Origin of the sequence: Pseudomonas sp. ES4 (assembly GCF_050586665.1) — a bacterium.
In the GTDB taxonomy this organism is placed as follows: Bacteria; Pseudomonadota; Gammaproteobacteria; order Pseudomonadales; family Pseudomonadaceae; genus Aquipseudomonas; species Aquipseudomonas frederiksbergensis.
In genome coordinates this window covers 1-16,603 of sequence record NZ_JBOBDO010000011.1, presented here as the reverse complement: position 1 = coordinate 16,603, position 16,603 = coordinate 1, and the positions used below count along the sequence as shown (strand labels likewise).

15 protein-coding genes are annotated in these 16,603 nt (G+C 60.0%); 9 read left to right on the top strand and 6 right to left on the bottom strand.

Going from position 1 to position 16,603, the window contains the following annotated elements; genetic code table 11:
- Positions 1–451 precede the first annotated feature (451 nt).
- Positions 452–1,168, bottom strand: a complete 717-nt coding sequence (locus ACQ4OB_RS14275) for an SIMPL domain-containing protein (RefSeq protein WP_074873748.1) — start codon at positions 1,166–1,168, stop codon at positions 452–454.
- A 316-nt stretch (positions 1,169–1,484) separates the two neighbouring features.
- On the opposite strand from ACQ4OB_RS14275, the gene ACQ4OB_RS14270 reads away from it, so the two are divergent.
- The 4 genes from ACQ4OB_RS14270 (at position 1,485) to ACQ4OB_RS14255 (ending at position 6,121) form a co-directional block, all read left to right on the top strand.
- A complete protein-coding gene (locus ACQ4OB_RS14270) occupies positions 1,485–2,747 on the top strand; it encodes an ATP-binding protein (RefSeq protein ID WP_430955905.1) in 1,263 nt (420 codons plus the stop codon).
- Complete coding sequence (locus tag ACQ4OB_RS14265) at positions 2,740–3,306, top strand: response regulator transcription factor (RefSeq protein WP_008148925.1); 567 nt, start codon at positions 2,740–2,742, stop codon at positions 3,304–3,306. Before ACQ4OB_RS14270 ends, ACQ4OB_RS14265 begins: the two co-directional genes overlap by 8 nt.
- A 97-nt stretch (positions 3,307–3,403) precedes the next feature.
- Complete coding sequence (locus ACQ4OB_RS14260) at positions 3,404–5,131, top strand: ABC transporter ATP-binding protein/permease (RefSeq protein ID WP_430955904.1); 1,728 nt, start codon at positions 3,404–3,406, stop codon at positions 5,129–5,131.
- A gap of 240 nt (positions 5,132–5,371) precedes the next feature.
- Positions 5,372–6,121 (top strand): FadR/GntR family transcriptional regulator, encoded by a 750-nt coding sequence (locus tag ACQ4OB_RS14255; protein WP_046045828.1) that lies wholly within the window; start codon positions 5,372–5,374, stop codon positions 6,119–6,121.
- Positions 6,122–6,173: 52 nt separating this feature from the next.
- Here the strand turns inward: ACQ4OB_RS14255 and ACQ4OB_RS14250 are convergent, their stop codons facing one another.
- Both ACQ4OB_RS14250 and ACQ4OB_RS14245 read right to left on the bottom strand, forming a co-directional pair.
- Positions 6,174–6,365: a hypothetical protein gene (locus tag ACQ4OB_RS14250; RefSeq protein ID WP_074873753.1), complete on the bottom strand. Its 192-nt coding sequence runs from the start codon at positions 6,363–6,365 to the stop codon at positions 6,174–6,176.
- Positions 6,366–6,379: 14 nt separating this feature from the next.
- Positions 6,380–7,696: a phospholipase gene (locus tag ACQ4OB_RS14245; protein WP_430955903.1), complete on the bottom strand. Its 1,317-nt coding sequence runs from the start codon at positions 7,694–7,696 to the stop codon at positions 6,380–6,382.
- 236 nt (positions 7,697–7,932) lie between these two features.
- Here ACQ4OB_RS14245 and kdgD point away from each other — a divergent pair, with 236 nt between their 5' ends.
- The 5 genes from kdgD to ACQ4OB_RS14220 all read left to right on the top strand — a co-directional run bounded on the left by kdgD (position 7,933) and on the right by ACQ4OB_RS14220 (position 14,574).
- On the top strand, positions 7,933–8,844 hold the full coding sequence (gene kdgD / locus ACQ4OB_RS14240) for a 5-dehydro-4-deoxyglucarate dehydratase (protein WP_074873756.1): 912 nt from the start codon (positions 7,933–7,935) through the stop codon (positions 8,842–8,844).
- Between the two features lie 60 nt (positions 8,845–8,904).
- On the top strand, positions 8,905–10,350 hold the full coding sequence (locus ACQ4OB_RS14235; RefSeq protein ID WP_430955902.1) for an aldehyde dehydrogenase family protein: 1,446 nt from the start codon (positions 8,905–8,907) through the stop codon (positions 10,348–10,350).
- 181 nt (positions 10,351–10,531) lie between these two features.
- Positions 10,532–11,899, top strand: a complete 1,368-nt coding sequence (locus tag ACQ4OB_RS14230) for an MFS transporter (RefSeq protein ID WP_008067299.1) — start codon at positions 10,532–10,534, stop codon at positions 11,897–11,899.
- An 11-nt stretch (positions 11,900–11,910) separates the two neighbouring features.
- Positions 11,911–13,464 (top strand): galactarate dehydratase, encoded by a 1,554-nt coding sequence (gene garD / locus ACQ4OB_RS14225; RefSeq protein ID WP_430955901.1) that lies wholly within the window; start codon positions 11,911–11,913, stop codon positions 13,462–13,464.
- Between the two features lie 168 nt (positions 13,465–13,632).
- A complete protein-coding gene (locus ACQ4OB_RS14220; protein ID WP_074873763.1) occupies positions 13,633–14,574 on the top strand; it encodes an AEC family transporter in 942 nt (313 codons plus the stop codon).
- Between the two features lie 157 nt (positions 14,575–14,731).
- Here the strand turns inward: ACQ4OB_RS14220 and ACQ4OB_RS14215 are convergent, their stop codons facing one another.
- The 3 genes from ACQ4OB_RS14215 to ACQ4OB_RS14205 are packed head-to-tail and all read right to left on the bottom strand — an operon-like array spanning position 14,732 to position 16,595.
- The gene (locus tag ACQ4OB_RS14215) at positions 14,732–15,112 is read right to left on the bottom strand and encodes a carboxymuconolactone decarboxylase family protein (RefSeq protein ID WP_074873766.1); all 381 of its coding nucleotides are present in this window, start codon (positions 15,110–15,112) and stop codon (positions 14,732–14,734) included.
- Positions 15,109–16,170 carry a calcium/sodium antiporter gene (locus ACQ4OB_RS14210; RefSeq protein WP_074873767.1) on the bottom strand — a complete coding sequence of 354 codons (1,062 nt, stop codon included), beginning with the start codon at positions 16,168–16,170 and terminating at the stop codon, positions 15,109–15,111. The genes ACQ4OB_RS14215 and ACQ4OB_RS14210 overlap by 4 nt, the downstream gene beginning before the upstream one ends.
- Before the next feature lie 50 nt (positions 16,171–16,220).
- Positions 16,221–16,595, bottom strand: coding sequence for a septal ring lytic transglycosylase RlpA family protein (locus tag ACQ4OB_RS14205; protein WP_038978953.1), 375 nt, complete (start codon positions 16,593–16,595; stop codon positions 16,221–16,223).
- Positions 16,596–16,603: the final 8 nt, after the last annotated feature.

Genomic DNA, 16,603 nt, shown 5'->3' with positions numbered 1-16,603 from the left:
AGGACGACCTCGTGAGTCGTGCCTGCGGATACTTATGCAGGGGCCATACCCAATGCAAGATCCAGAGCGGCCACGGGCCTTAAACAGTGGCACGAACGTACCTTAATGTCGCATTTGTATAAATTCACGCGCATTTGACCGTTTGCGCAGGTTTTTTACGGTGCATATGGCGCACCTGGGCGGGGCGCCGTGGCTGTCTTGCGCACTCGATTGGAGCGCGGTGTTACTTATTTATACCCATTACGACGGGTGCGAATGACGCGAATGGGATTGAGTTCTTGTTTGGTGGCCAAGTGTTTGTTGTTTAAAGGAGTGTTGTGTCTGTGGGGGCAGATTGTTCCGTTACTGTTTGCCAGTGGACATCTGTGGGTGGTGCCCTGGCTTTTTGGTCCTGCATAAAAAAAGGCGATCACTTCGGTGATCGCCGTTTTTGTGTGCGGGGTTTAGCTGATCAAGGCATCAACACTTCAATCGAACCATCCGCCGTCATGCTGACCTGGCTGGTGCCCGCCTCAACCTCAGGCGTCACTGGTGCCGAATCCATGCTCGCCGCCTTCATCATCATCGGCCCACGCATGTACGGTTGTGGATAACCGTTGCTGTTCAGGTTCAGGTTGACGATTTTGTAACCGCTGCCGCCCAACGCGTCGGTCGCCAATTGAGCGCGGGCCTTGAAGGCTGTCACGGCTTCTTTAAGCAGCGCATCTTCGCTGGCTTTGCGGGTTGGGGTGGCGATGGCGAAGTCCATGCCACCCATTTTCAGGTCGGTGAGCAATTCGCCGGTCAGTTTCGACAGCGCAGCGAAGTCGGAGCTTTCCAGGCGCAGTTCGGCGCGTTCGCGCCAACCGGTGATTTTCTGGCCCTTGGTATCGTAGATCGGGTAGCTGTTGCGGCTGCCCTGGCGCAGGGTGATGTCTTTGACCTGCTTGGCCTGGGCCAGTGCTTTGTTCATGGTGGTGCTGACGTCAGCGGCGAGTTTGGCCGGGTCGGTGTTTTGTTCTTCGGTGTAGAGCGTCACGATCATCAGGTCGCGGGCCACTTCCTGGCTGACTTCGGCGCGCAGGGCGATCTGGTTGTAGTGCAGCTCGTCGGCGGCGAGGGCCGGCAGGCTGGCGAGAGTGCCAGCGCTAAGGGCAAGAAGGGCGGCGCTGCGGCGGAATGTGTGCATGAAAGCTCCTTGGGCGATGCGCAGGGGTAATGTCCGGGCCTGCGTGAAACCATCAGACTCTAGCTTTTATGATCCGGTTCGCACAGTTACAACTTCTATACAGATCGATCGCAGGGGACTGCTTCGCAGCCAATCGCGAGCAGGCTCGCTCCCACAAGGGGACGCATTTCAATGTGGGCGAGCCTGCTCGCGATAGCGGTCTTATAGACGCCACAACTCTTTCTGCCATGTGGCCGTTTGCCGCACTTTTGCCTGCCAGCCCCCGTGCTTGGTTATACTCCGTGCGATCCGCCTGGAGCGCTCATCAGGAGAGCTCATGCTCGCCCCCGTTCAAATCACTTCCGCAACTCGCCAGAACCTTTGGCGGCTGACGTTCATCCGCACATTGGTGTTGGCCGCTCAGGCCGGTTCCGTGGGCCTGGCCTACTGGCTCGACTTGCTGCCGCTGCCCTGGTTCCAACTGGCTGCGACCCTCGGCTGTTCGATGCTGCTGTGTGCATTCACGGCCATTCGCCTGCGCACCTCATGGCCGGTTACCGAACTCGAATACGCCGTGCAACTGGCCTGCGACCTGTTTATCCACAGTGCCTTGCTGTACTTCTCCGGCGGCTCGACCAACCCCTTCGTCTCTTATTACCTGGTGCCGCTGACCATTGCCGCGGTGACGTTGCCGTGGCGTTATTCGGTGATTCTGTCCGGCATCGCGTTGACGATGTACACCCTGCTGCTGGCGCGCTTCTATCCGCTGCAAACCTTCCCGATCGCTCGGGAAAACCTGCAGGTTTACGGGATGTGGCTGAGTTTCGCCCTGGCCGCGGCGGTCATCACTTTCTTCGCCGCACGCATGGCTGAAGAGCTGCGTCGTCAGGAAGAATTGCGCGCCATCCGTCGCGAGGAAGGCCTGCGCGATCAGCAATTGCTGGCCGTCGCGACCCAGGCTGCGGGTGCCGCCCATGAATTGGGCACGCCGTTGGCGACCATGAGTGTATTGCTCAAGGAAATGCGCCAGGACCATCACGACCCGATGTTGCAGGAGGACCTGAGCGTGCTCCAGGATCAGGTCAAACTCTGCAAGGAAACCTTGCAGCAATTGGTGCGCGCCGCCGAAGCCAATCGTCGATTGGCCGTGGAGATGCAGGACGTCACCGATTGGCTCGACGAAGCCCTGAACCGCTGGCACCTGATGCGCCCGGAAGCCAGTTATCGCTTCCAGCGCCAGGGCCAAGGCCCCGTGCCGCGCATGGCGCCGCCGCCGGACCTGACCCAGGCGCTGCTGAATTTGCTCAACAATGCCGCCGACGCTTGCCCCGAAGGGCTGCAAGTGACGCTGGACTGGAATGCCGAAGACCTGACCATCAGCATCCGCGACCACGGTGCCGGTGTGCCGCTGGCTATCGCCGAGCAGATCGGCAAGCCGTTTTTTACCACCAAGGGCAAAGGTTTCGGCCTGGGCCTGTTTTTGAGCAAGGCCAGCGTGACACGCGCCGGCGGCTCAGTGAAACTCTACAGTCATGAGGAAGGCGGCACGCTCACCGAGCTGCGCCTGCCCCGTGTCGCCCGAGGAGACGAACATGAGTGACGAGATCCAAGTCGAAGGCGAAGGCGAAGAACTGCCGCATTTGCTGCTGGTAGACGACGACGCAACTTTTACCCGGGTGATGGCCCGTGCCATGGCCCGCCGCGGCTTTCGCGTCAGCACCGCCGGTTCCGCCGAAGAAGGCCTGACCATCGCTCAGGCCGACCTGCCGGACTACGCCGCGCTGGACCTGAAAATGGACGGCGATTCTGGCCTGGTGCTGTTGCCCAAGCTGCTTGAGCTGGACCCGGAAATGCGCGTGGTGATCCTCACCGGTTACTCGAGCATCGCCACCGCCGTCGAGGCGATCAAGCGCGGCGCCTGCAATTACCTGTGCAAACCGGCGGACGCCGATGACGTGCTGGCCGCGCTGCTTTCCGAACATGCCGACCTCGACACGCTGGTGCCGGAAAACCCGATGTCGGTGGATCGCCTGCAGTGGGAACACATCCAGCGCGTGCTGACCGAACACGAAGGCAACATCTCCGCCACTGCCCGGGCCCTGGGCATGCACCGCCGCACGCTGCAGCGCAAACTGCAGAAGCGTCCCGTTCGTCGCTGAACCTGCGCTGAACGAATGCGGGCCGCACCTCGCGACAAACCGAACCGATCCTCTATGATCGGTTCGTGTGTGTTCTTTTCTTTATCGAGCCTTATCCATGAATCAGAACGCTGAATATTCCGCGGTCAATGATGCTGTGCGCGGGCAGTTTTTTCGCAAAGTCTGGGCAATGACTACGCCTTACTGGCGCAGCGAAGAGAAGGGCAAGGCCTGGACGTTGCTGATCGCGGTGATCGCGCTGTCGTTGTTCAGCGTGGCGATCTCGGTGTGGGTCAACAGCTGGTACAAGGATTTTTACAATGCCCTGCAGAGGAAGGACGATGCCGCGTTCTGGCAGTTGATCCTGTATTTCTGCGGCATTGCGGCGGTTGCGGTTCTTGGCGCGGTGTATCGGCTCTATCTGACCCAGATGCTGACCATCCGCTGGCGGGCCTGGCTCACCGAGAAGCACTTCACCCGCTGGCTCGACAACAAGAATTACTACCAGCTGGAGCAGGGTGGTTACACCGATAACCCGGACCAGCGCATTTCCGAAGACCTCAATAAATTCACCACCAACACCTTGCTCCTGGGCCTCGGTTTGATCCGCAACATCGTCAGCCTCGTCTCGTTCTCGATCATTCTGTGGGGCGTGTCCGGCAGTATCGAAGTATTTGGTTTCACGATTCCCGGTTACATGTTCTGGTGCGCGCTGGTCTACGCCGCCGTCGCCAGTTGGCTGGCGCATTTGATTGGCCGCCGCCTGATCGGCCTCAACAATAACCAGCAACGCTTCGAAGCCGACCTGCGTTTCTCCATGGTGCGGGTTCGCGAGAATGCCGAAAGCATTGCGCTGTACAACGGCGAGCGGAATGAAAATCGTCGCTTGAGCAGCCGTTTTGGAATGGTCTGGCACAACTTCTGGGACATCATGAAGGTGTCCAAGCGCCTGACCTTCTTTACTTCCGGTTATGAGCAGATCGCCGTCATCTTCCCGTTCATGGTCGCCTCGCCGCGTTACTTCGCTGGCAAGATCGAGCTGGGTGAGCTGATGCAAATCAACTCGGCGTTCGCTAACGTCCAGGACAACTTCAGCTGGTTCATTACGGCGTACCAGGACCTCGCCGAATGGCGGGCTACCTGTGATCGTCTGCTGAGTTTCCGCCAGGCCATGACTGACAACGAAAATCGCGCACCGACGATTGATGTGCAGAATTCGGGTTCGGCTTTGAAGGTGCACAACCTCGGCCTCGATCTGGCGGATGGTCGTCACCTGCTGACCAACGCCGAGATGACCGTGGAGGAGGGCGAGCGGGTCATGCTCAGTGGCCGTTCCGGCAGCGGCAAGTCGACCTTGCTGCGGGCGATGGGGCATCTGTGGCCGGCTGGCCATGGCAGCATTCGTCTGCCGACGGGGCGTTATCTGTTCCTGCCGCAAAAACCGTATCTGCCGATTGGCACGCTGCGCGAGGCGTTGAGTTACCCACAGGCTGGCGATACGTATCCGCAGGAACGCTACGTTCATGTGCTGGAGGCCTGCCGTTTGCCGCACCTCGTTGCCCGTCTGGACGAAGCCAATCACTGGCAGCGCATGTTGTCGCCGGGTGAGCAGCAACGTCTGGCCTTCGCTCGTGCGCTGCTTTACGCGCCGCAATGGCTGTACATGGACGAAGCGACCTCGGCGATGGACGAGGAGGACGAAGCGTCGCTGTATCAGACCTTGATCGATGAGATTCCGGGATTGAGCATCGTCAGCGTCGGGCACCGCAGCAGCCTGAAGCGGTTCCATCCACGTCATGTGCGTATCGAGAATGGCCATCTGGTGGACCAGACCGTGACCGCATAAACCACCGCCTTCCTTTTGGATGGAGCCTTTGTGGCGAGGGGGCTTGCCCCCGTTGGGTCGCGAAGCAGCCCCAAATCTCGCATGCTTACAAGATTTTGCCAGTGCTGCGCACTGGAACGGGGGCAAGCCCCCTCGCCACAGAAGCCCACTCCCACAGGGATAGTGTTTGCCGACGGTGATCGTACAACCGCGTTGAGCTATGATGCGGTTTCAGCCGCAACTTCGAGAAAGACGTTCACCATGGAAAACCCGATCGACGCACCCCGCCTCCCTCGCAAGCGCCGCAGCCTCGCTCAGGAGCTGGTGACGGTGCTGTCCGAGCAGATCCGCGACGGTCACCTCAAGCGTGGCGACAAGTTGCCCACCGAGTCGGCGATCATGGATGCCCATGGCGTCAGCCGCACCGTGGTGCGCGAAGCGATTTCCCGTTTGCAGGCGGCCGGCCAGGTTGAAACCCGCCACGGCATCGGCACTTTCGTGCTCGACACCCCAAGCCCGAGCGGTTTCCGTATCGACCCGGCGACCGTGGTCACGCTACGGGATGTACTGGCGATTCTGGAACTGCGCATCAGCCTTGAAGTGGAATCCGCCGGCCTCGCCGCACAACGCCGCAGCCCCGAGCAGTTGGCCTTGATGCGTGCTGCGCTGGACGCTTTGAATGAAAGTGTTTCCCATGCCAGCGATGCCGTGGCGTCCGACTTCCAGTTCCACCTGCAAATCGCCCTGGCGACGGGCAACCGCTATTTCACCGACATCATGACCCACCTGGGCACCAGCATCATTCCGCGTACACGCCTGAACTCGGCGCGCCTGGCCCATGACGATCAGCAGCACTACATGAATCGCCTGAGTCGTGAGCACGAAGAGATTTACGACGCGATTGCGCGTCAGGATTCGGATGCGGCGCGGGCGGCGATGCGGTTGCACCTGACGAACAGTCGCGAGCGGCTGCGCCATGCGCATGAAGAGGCAGAAGCTCAGCGCGGGTAGGAAGTTATAGATCGTTCCCACGCAGAGCGTGGGAACGATCAGGTACGGGGAATCAGTCGGTCCTGAGAATTGAGCGATCCACCCTCACGGCCCACTCAGAAACCCCAGCCTTGGCATCGAACGCCACATGGCCATGCTCATCCACCACCGCCCGAGCAATCGGCACTCCCATTGCCAACAACTCCAACGGCGCCCCCTTCAGCGATTGCCCCGAAGCCAGTTCCAGTTTCAATTTGATAGTCATCATCGATCTCCTTATCAGGCAACGTTGCCAGTGGGTTGGTAATCCTTGAGCAGCAAGTAAGTGCTCCAGCCCCACCAGTCATCCACGGTGGCGGTGTCGTTCAGGTTGTTGACGTCCTTGCGTCGCAGCACCTTGTTGCCCTCGACCCTGAACAGCGGCGAGAAGTTGGACGCCAGGTTCAGGACGGCTTGCAGATCAGGCAGCTTTTTCAAGGCGCCGAAATTGGCGGCCGACGGAGCGATTCCACTGAGATACGCCGCGAACACTTCATCCGCAGACACCTGAACCGCCTGATTCACCTGGGCGCGATTGACGCTGTCGATCGCGTCGAAGTAGCGCTTGTCCCCATACGCGTGCCATTGATCGCCGTTGCCATTGCGCACGTTGAGGCCGAATTTGCTGTCTTCGTCGTGCATGAATCGCGTGATCAACGAACCCAGATCGCTCGGTGTGACCACCGCCGCCAATTGTTTGCGCGGCACGCGCAGGTGGCCGGCGGAAAACAGGTCGGTCAGGTAGTGATCGGCAAAAGCGTTCATCGCATAGGCCAGTTCCAGCTGCTTTTCATCGCCGCTGGCGTGGGCCCGCACCGCTTGTTGCACCGCTGCGGTGTGCCCGGCGATGTAGGCCGCCAATGCCCATTCGGCAAAGTGGTCAGCATTGTTGGCGGCCAGTTTCAGATAACGCCCCAACGGGAACAGCGCCGAGACAAAACTGCCGCCGCCGGTGATCTTGTTCCACTCTTCCGACAACGTATCACCGAGGGCGTCATAGGCCTCGTGGGGTTGTTTTCCGTCCTTGATCGCTTGCTTGATCGCGGCGATTTCCTTTTGCATCACGCCGAGGATCAGTTTGGCCTCGGCGTTAGAAGCAGGCAGCACTGCCAGCGACTCAAAGGCGTTGGTAAATCGCTGGATTCGGTCGGCGGCCGTCGCGCCTTCGCTGATCGGTTGATCGGGAATGCCATAGAAATCACCCCCCAGCGCAATGACCTGGCCATAGGTCAGCGCCAGCCCATTGGGTAGATGCAGCTCCACCTGCGAAGCGGGAATCGCCGGTGCGTCCTTGATGAAACGCAGCAGCGTACTGTCGCCGATGGCGGTGTGTTCGCCACCCTCGAACCTCAGCTGTGGCCTGCCTTTCAGGGCATTGCCGGAGGCTGTGGGCAGAGGTGCGGGAAGGGCAGGCGCAGAGTTTTGATGATCAGCAATCTGCAAGACCAGGTGCTGGTTATCCCCGATGAGAGAGATGCCATGCTCGGTAAAAAGATCATCCAGTTCGGCAATGACCTGTTTCGGTTTTTCTTTCTGTTGTGCGTGTAGACCTGACATTTCTATCTCCTTGATATGTCGTCGGTACGATCAAAAAATGACTGTATGCATATACAGTCATCTGGATCATAGGTGAGAAATTTCCTACGTCAAGAAAATACCTTTCCGACTCAAATTTTGTGGTTGGCGATGAAATGCAGTTGACGGTAATTATTTAAGTTGTACGATGACCTACAACTTCGGCGAAGGCTGAACGGTTTTCTCACACATACGTCGCTATCCAGGGTGTTCGAATAATGAATCCACAAGAACTGAAGTCCATCCTCTCTTCCGGTCTGCTGTCTTTCCCGGTTACCGATTTCAATGCTCAGGGCGACTTCCATCGCGCGGGCTACATCAAACGTCTCGAATGGCTGGCCCCATACGGCGCCTCGGCATTGTTCGCCGCGGGCGGCACCGGTGAGTTCTTCTCTCTGGCGGCCAGCGAGTATTCGGAAATCATCAAGACTGCCGTCGACACCTGCGAAACCAGCGTGCCGATTCTGGCCGGCGTTGGCGGTTCGACTCGTCAAGCCATCGAATACGCACAGGAAGCCGAGCGTCTGGGCGCCAAAGGCCTGTTGCTGCTGCCGCACTACCTGACCGAAGCCAGCCAGGACGGCGTTGCCGCCCACGTTGAAGCCGTGTGCAAGTCGGTGAAAATCGGTGTGGTGGTTTACAACCGTAACGTCTGCCGCCTGACCGCGCCGTTGCTGGAACGTCTGGCCGAGCGCTGCCCGAACCTGATCGGCTACAAGGATGGCCTGGGCGATATCGAGTTGATGGTGTCGATCCGTCGCCGCCTCGGTGATCGCTTCAGCTACCTGGGCGGTTTGCCGACCGCCGAAGTCTACGCCGCCGCCTACAAGGCATTGGGCGTACCGGTTTACTCCTCGGCGGTGTTCAACTTCATCCCGAAAACCGCGATGGATTTCTACCACGCCATCGCCCGCGAAGATCACGCCACCGTCGGCAAGATCATCGACGACTTCTTCCTGCCGTACCTGGACATCCGTAACCGCAAAGCCGGCTACGCGGTGAGCATCGTCAAGGCCGGGGCAAAAATTGCCGGCTATGACGCAGGTCCTGTGCGTGCGCCGCTGACCGATCTGCTGCCAGACGAGTACGAAGCTCTGGCTGCGCTGATCGACAAGCAAGGTGCGCAGTAACACATCCGATTAAACAAGGCCGCTGAGTGATCAGCGGCCTTTTGCGTGAGGAGATTCTCTGTGGCTGATTCAAAGCGTTTTGATAACTACATCAACGGTGAATGGGTTGCGGGTAGCGAATACTGCAACAACATCAACCCGTCCGAATTGACCGACACCATCGGCGAATACGCCAAGGCTGATCTGGCTCAGGTTCACGCTGCCATCGACGCCGCTCGCGCCGCGTTCCCGGCGTGGTCGACTTCCGGAATTCAGGCACGTCACGATTCCCTGGATAAAGTCGGCAGCGAAATCCTCGCCCGCCGCGAAGAACTCGGCACCTTGCTGGCTCGGGAAGAGGGCAAAACCCTGCCCGAAGCCATCGGCGAAGTGACTCGCGCCGGCAACATCTTCAAGTTCTTCGCCGGCGAATGCCTGCGCCTGTCCGGCGACTATCTGCCATCGGTGCGTCCGGGCGTGAACGTTGAAGTGACTCGCGAAGCGCTGGGCGTGGTCGGTCTGATCACGCCATGGAACTTCCCGATCGCGATCCCTGCGTGGAAAATCGCCCCGGCCCTGGCCTACGGCAACTGCGTCGTGCTGAAACCGGCGGATCTGGTGCCGGGTTGCGCCTGGGCGCTGGCCGAAATCATCTCCCGCGCAGGCTTCCCGGCCGGCGTGTTCAACCTGGTGATGGGCAGCGGTCGTGTGGTGGGCGATGCGCTGGTGCAGAGCCCGAAAGTCGACGGCATCAGCTTCACCGGTTCCGTGGGCGTTGGTCGTCAGATTGCGGTCAGCTGCGTGTCGCGCCAGGCCAAGGTTCAGTTGGAAATGGGCGGCAAGAACCCGCAGATCATTCTCGACGACGCCGATCTCAAGCAAGCGGTCGAGCTGTCGGTACAGAGCGCGTTCTACTCCACCGGCCAGCGTTGCACTGCTTCGAGCCGCTTCATCGTCACCGCCGGGATTCACGACAAGTTCGTTGAAGCTGTGGCCGAGTGTATGAAGTCGATCAAGGTCGGTCACGCGTTGAAAACCGGCACCGACATCGGTCCGGTGGTCTCGCAAGCGCAGCTTGAACAAGACATGAAGTACATCGACATCGGCCAGTCCGAGGGTGCGCGTCTGGTCAGCGGCGGTGGTCTGGTGACCTGCGACACCGAAGGCTACTACCTTGCGCCAACCCTTTTTGCCGACAGCACAGCGGCGATGCGTATCAGCCGCGAAGAGATCTTCGGCCCGGTGGCCAACGTGGTTCGCGTAGCGGATTACGAGGCCGCGCTGGCCATGGCCAACGACACCGAGTTCGGTCTGTCGGCGGGCATCGCCACCACGTCGTTGAAGTACGCCAACCACTTCAAGCGCCACTCCCAGGCCGGGATGGTGATGGTCAACCTGCCGACCGCGGGCGTGGATTACCACGTTCCATTCGGTGGGCGTAAAGGTTCATCCTATGGATCACGTGAGCAAGGTCGCTATGCGCAAGAGTTCTACACCGTGGTGAAGACCTCTTATATCGGTTCCTGATACACCGCGGTGTCCGGCTCAACCGAACACCGCAACTCCCTGTAGCAGCTGTCGAGTGAAACGAGGCTGCAAGCTTTTGATCTTTAAAAGCAAAGATCGCAGCCTCGTTTCACTCGACAGCTGCTACAGGGATCAACAGTTTCACCCGCGCATAAAAATAATCAGTGGGAGTACATCTACAATGCAATCGACCAAGCCGACTCACGTCCGCTATTTGATCCTGCTCATGCTGTTTCTGGTGACCACGATCAACTATGCCGACCGGGCTACCATCGCCATCGCAGGCTCCAGCCTGCAAAAAGACCTCGGCATCGACGCGGTCACTCTCGGTTACATCTTCTCCGCATTCGGTTGGGCCTACGTGGCCGGGCAAATTCCCGGTGGCTGGCTGCTGGACCGTTTCGGCTCGAAAAAAATCTACGCGCTCAGCATCTTCACCTGGTCGCTGTTCACTGTGCTGCAGGGTTATGTCGGTGAGTTCGGCATGTCCACCGCGGTGGTTGCGCTGTTCATGCTGCGCTTCCTGGTGGGCCTGGCCGAAGCGCCATCCTTCCCCGGTAACGCACGCATCGTGGCGGCCTGGTTTCCAACCGCTGAACGCGGTACGGCGTCGGCGATTTTCAACTCGGCGCAATACTTCGCCACCGTGTTGTTTGCGCCGTTGATGGGCTGGATCGTCTACAGCTTCGGCTGGCAGCACGTGTTCATCGTCATGGGCGTGATCGGCATCATCTTCTCGGGGATCTGGCTGAAGGTGATCTACAGCCCGCGTCAGCACCCGATGATCAACGACGCCGAGTTCAAGCACATCGCCGACAACGGCGGCATGGTTGACATGGACCAGGACAAAGGCAAAGGCAAAAAAGGCGACGGTCCGAAGTGGGACTATATCCGCCAGTTGCTGACCAACCGCATGATGCTCGGCGTCTATCTGGGCCAGTACTGCATCAACGGCATCACCTACTTCTTCCTGACCTGGTTCCCGGTGTACCTGGTGCAGGAACGCGGCATGACCATCCTCAAGGCCGGTTTCATTGCCTCGTTGCCGGCGATCTGCGGCTTCATCGGTGGTGTGCTTGGCGGGGTGATTTCCGATTACCTGCTGCGCAAAGGTCACTCGCTGACGTTTGCCCGCAAGGCGCCGATCATTGCTGGCTTGCTGGTCTCCAGCAGCATCGTGGCCTGTAACTACGTTGACGTGGAATGGATGGTCGTCGGCTTCATGGCCCTGGCGTTCTTCGGCAAAGGTGTGGGCGCGCTGGGTTGGGCCGTGGTCTCCGACACCTCGCCAAAACAGATCGCCGGTCTCAGCGGTGGCTTGTTCAACACCTTCGGCAACATCGCGTCGATCACCACCCCGATCGTCATCGGCTACATCATCAGCTCCACCGGTTCGTTCAAATGGGCGCTGGTGTTTGTCGGTTGCAACGCCCTGGTCGCGGTGTTCAGTTACCTGGTGATCGTTGGTCCGATCAAACGTGTGGTGTTGAAAGAACCGCCCGTCAGCGGTCCTGAAACCAACAGCAAATTATCTGAAGCGCATTCCTGAGGAGCGGCGTCATGCAGTTGATTGAACATTCCGACTCGCCGCGCTACATCCGCCTGCACGAGCGGGACAACGTCGTGATCGTGGTCAATGACCAAGGCGTGCCGGCCGGCACCGAATTTCCGGACGGCCTGGTCACCGTGGATTTCGTGCCACAGAGCCACAAGGTCACCCTGGAAGATATTCCCGAGGACGGCCAGGTGATTCGTTACGGGCAAACCATCGGTTACGCCTTGCAGCCGATTCCGCGCGGCAGCTGGGTCAAGGAAGATCAACTGCGCATGCCCACCGCGCCACCGCTGGACAGCTTGCCGCTGTCCACCGAAGTGCCGGCGGCGCAGGCACCGCTGGAAGGCTTCACGTTCGAGGGTTACCGCAACGCCGACGGCACGGTCGGCACGCGCAATATTCTCGGGATCACCACCACGGTTCAGTGCGTCACCGGCGTGCTGGACCATGCGGTCAAGCGCATCAAGGACGAGTTGCTGCCCAAGTATCCGCACGTCGATGACGTGGTCGCGCTGACCCACAGTTACGGTTGTGGCGTGGCGATTACCGCGACTGACGCGTACATCCCGATCCGTACCGTGCGCAACCTGGCGCGCAACCCGAACCTGGGTGGCGAAGCCTTGGTCATCAGCCTGGGCTGCGAGAAATTGCAGGCCGGGCAGGTGATGCACGAGAACGACAGCTCAGTGGATTTGAGTGATCCGTGGTTGTACCGCTTGCAGGATTCCAGTCACGGTTTCACCGAGATGATCGAGCAGATCATGGCGCTGGCCGAGACCCGTTTGAAGAAGCTCGATCAACGTCGCCGGGAAACCGTGCCGGCGTCCGAGCTGATCCTCGGCATGCAGTGTGGTGGCAGCGATGCGTTTTCCGGGATCACCGCCAACCCGGCGTTGGGTTATGCCTCGGACCTGTTGTTGCGGGCCGGTGCGACGGTGATGTTTTCCGAAGTCACCGAGGTTCGCGACGCGATTTACTTGCTGACGTCCCGCGCCGAAACCGAGGAAGTCGCCAAGGAGCTGGTGCGCGAGATGGACTGGTACGACCGTTACCTGGCCAAGGGCGAAGCGGACCGCAGCGCCAACACCACGCCGGGGAACAAGAAGGGCGGGTTGTCGAACATTGTCGAGAAGTCGTTGGGCTCGATCGTCAAATCCGGCAGCAGCGCGATCAACGGGGTGCTGGGCCCTGGCGAGCGGTTCAAGCGCAAAGGGCTGATTTTCTGCGCGACCCCGGCCAGTGATTTTGTCTGCGGGACGTTGCAATTGGCGGCGGGGATGAACCTGCATGTGTTCACCACCGGGCGTGGCACGCCGTATGGTTTGGCGATGGCGCCGGTGGTGAAGGTGTCGACCCGCACGGAACTGGCGCAGCGTTGGCCAGATCTGATCGACATCGATGCCGGGCGGATTGCCACCGGGCGGGCCTCGATTGCGGACCTGGGCTGGGAGTTGTTCCACTACTACCTGGATGTGGCCAGCGGCAAGAAACAAACCTGGGCGGAGCACCATAAGCTGCACAACGACATAACCTTGTTCAATCCTGCGCCGATCACGTAATGATCGTTCCCACGCTCTGCGTGGGAATGCAGCCCGGGACGCTCTGCGTCCCAAAAGCGTGACGCAGAGCGTCACAAGAGGCGTTCCCACGCAGAGCGTGGGAACGATCCGGGTGAAAGTGGCTTATCATTAGCCCCCTAACGACGCTCACCCAAGGTTATCCCCGGCATGCTGGCTATCTTCCTCGAAACCCTGAACATCACCGCGCCGGTGTTTGCCATGCTGTTTCTGGGGGTGTTGCTCAAGCGCATCGACTGGATCAACGACAACTTCATCCACACTGCGTCGGCCCTGGTGTTCAACGTCACCATGCCGGCGTTGCTGTTTCTGGGCATCCTGCATGCCGACCTGCACGCCGCGCTGCAACCGGCGCTGCTGATCTATTTCTCGCTCGCCACTCTGGCGTGTTTCGCCATCGCCTGGGGCTGGGCGATCTGGAAGTGCCCGCGCGAAGACCGAGGCATCTACACCCAAGGCGCGTTTCGCGGTAACAACGGGGTCATCGGGCTCGCGTTGGCCGCGAGCATGTACGGCGACTACGGGATTTCCCTCGGGGCGATTCTCGCGGCGTTGGTGATCCTGTTTTACAACACGCTCTCGACCATTGTGCTGGCGGTGTACAGCCCGGTGATCAAGTCTGACCCCTGGAGCATCTGCAAAAGCGTGATGGTCAACCCGCTGATCATCAGCGTGTTTGCCGCGGCGCCGTTTGCCTATTTCGAAATCGGTTTGCCGGGATGGCTGGAAAAGTCCGGCCAGTACCTGGCGCAAACCACCTTGCCGTTGGCGTTGATCTGCATCGGCGGCACGCTGTCGCTGGCAGCTCTGCGCAAAAGCGGCAACATGGCGCTGAGCTCAAGCCTGGTGAAGATGATCGGCCTGCCGATTCTGGCGACGCTGGGGGCGTGGCTCTGGGGCTTTCGTGGTGCGGAGTTGGGGATTCTGTTCCTGTACTTCGGCAGTCCGACCGCCGCGGCCAGTTTTGTCATGGCCCGTCAGGCCAATGGCAATCATGAACTGGCGGCAGCGATCATCGTGATCACCACGTTGATGGCGGCGGTCACCACCAACGTCGGGATCTTTTTGTTGCAGTGGGGTGGGTGGATTTAGCCCCGGGATTTGCGGTGTTCTTCAGGGCCTCATCGCGGGCAAGCCCGCTCCCACAGTGATCTTTGGTGTTCACACAATTTGTGCAACAAAGGAGATCCCCTGTGGGAGCGGGCTTGCCCGCGATGGCGATAGTCCTGCCAGCACAAATGTCTGCTTGTTACTCCGGCTTCTGGTAGCTATCAATTACTTCCTGCGCCGCGCGAAACGCATCGATCGCCGCCGGCACACCGGCATACACCGCGCAATGCAGCAGCGCTTCGCGAATCTCTTCCACCGTGCAGCCATTGTTCAGCGCGCCGCGCACGTGACCTTTCAATTCCTGCGGGCACTTCAGCGCGGTCAGCGCGGCGAGGGTGATCAGGCTGCGGGTTTTCAACGGCAGACCTTCACGGTTCCAGACCCCGCCCCAGGCGTGCTCGTTGACGAAATCCTGCAGCGGCTGGGTGAACTCGGTGGCGTTGCCCAAGGCGCGGTCGACGAAGGCGTCGCCCATCACTTGGCGTCGGACTTCAATCCCAGGCTTTTTATCAGTGCTCATGGCAATTCCCTCTTGTGGTGTTGGCGACGCCAGGCGCGCAGCGAGGTGAACAGCAAAAACGCCCCCAGCGCCGGCAGGACGAAAAACAGCATCAGGTGTTCAAGCTTGCCGGCCAGCGGCATGCCGGTGGTGAACGACACCACGTGCAGCCCATAGGCCAGGTACAAACCCAAAAACAGCAGACCTTCGGCGCGAGTCACCCGATAACCGGAATAGAACACCGGCAGGCACAGCACCGCGACGCCAAGCATCACCGGCAAGTCGAAATCCAGGGCGTTGGGCGATACCGACAGCGGCGACGGCGCGATCAACGCGGTAAGCCCGAGCACGCCCAAGAGATTGAACAGGTTGCTGCCGATCACGTTGCCCACGGCGATGTCGCGCTCACCACGCAAGGCGGCGATCAACGAGGTCGCCAGTTCCGGCAGGGAGGTGCTGACGGCGACGATGGTCAGGCCGATGATCCGCTCCGACAACCCCAGATCAGTCGCAACCGAAACCGCTGCGCCCAACAGCAAGTGCCCGGCATAGACCAGCATCGCCAATCCCGCGACGATCATCAGCAGACTGCTGATCCATGGTGCTTGCGGGACTTCGTGGCGGGTCGATTGCGGACGGGTCGAATGCCGCGACTGGCGCAACAACAGGCCTAGATACAGCGCCATCGCCGCCAGCAGCATCACGCCATCGGCGCGGGTCAGTTCTTCGTTCCACGCCAATACGAACACCAAAAGACTGGCGCCGATCATCAGCGGAATATCCAGGCGCACCAGCTGCCGTGAAACCCGTAGCGGGATGATCAGCGCCGAGAGCCCGAGTGTGACGAGGATGTTGAAGATGCTACTGCCGATCACGCTGCCGACGGCGATGTCAGCGTTCTGCGCCAGGGTCGCTTGCAGGCTGACAGCCATTTGCGGCGCGCTGCTGCCGAGGGCGACGATGGTCAGGCCGATAATCAGCGGTCGTACATGCAAACGTGCGGCGAGGCGCACAGCGGCGCGCACCATCAGCTCGGCGCCGGCGATCAGCAACAGCAAGCCGCTGAGCAATTCAATCACGCTGATCAGGGGTATATCGGCAAGTCCGAAAATGGTCAGCGCTCCGTCTATCAGTCGTCGAGGGCTTGCACGCGAACCTTCGCGGTGCCACTGCGCAACATGCCCAACTGTTCGGCCGCTTCGCGTGAAACATCGATCAGGCGCCCACGTGAGTATGGCCCGCGGTCGTTGACGCGCACCACGCAGGATCTGTCGTTATTGAGGTTGGTAATCTTCACCCGGGTGCCGAACGGCAACTGGCGATGAGCGGCGGTCAGGCCGTGCTGGTTGAAACGCTCGCCGCTGGCGGTGCGTTTGCCATGGTGTTTGGCGCCGTAATACGAAGCTACGCCGGTCTTGTCGTAGCCGTGTGGATCAACAATATCCGTGCTGGCGCAACCGGCCAGCAGAGAGAGCAGGGCGCAGGCACTGAGCAGACGCTTCATAAACTGTA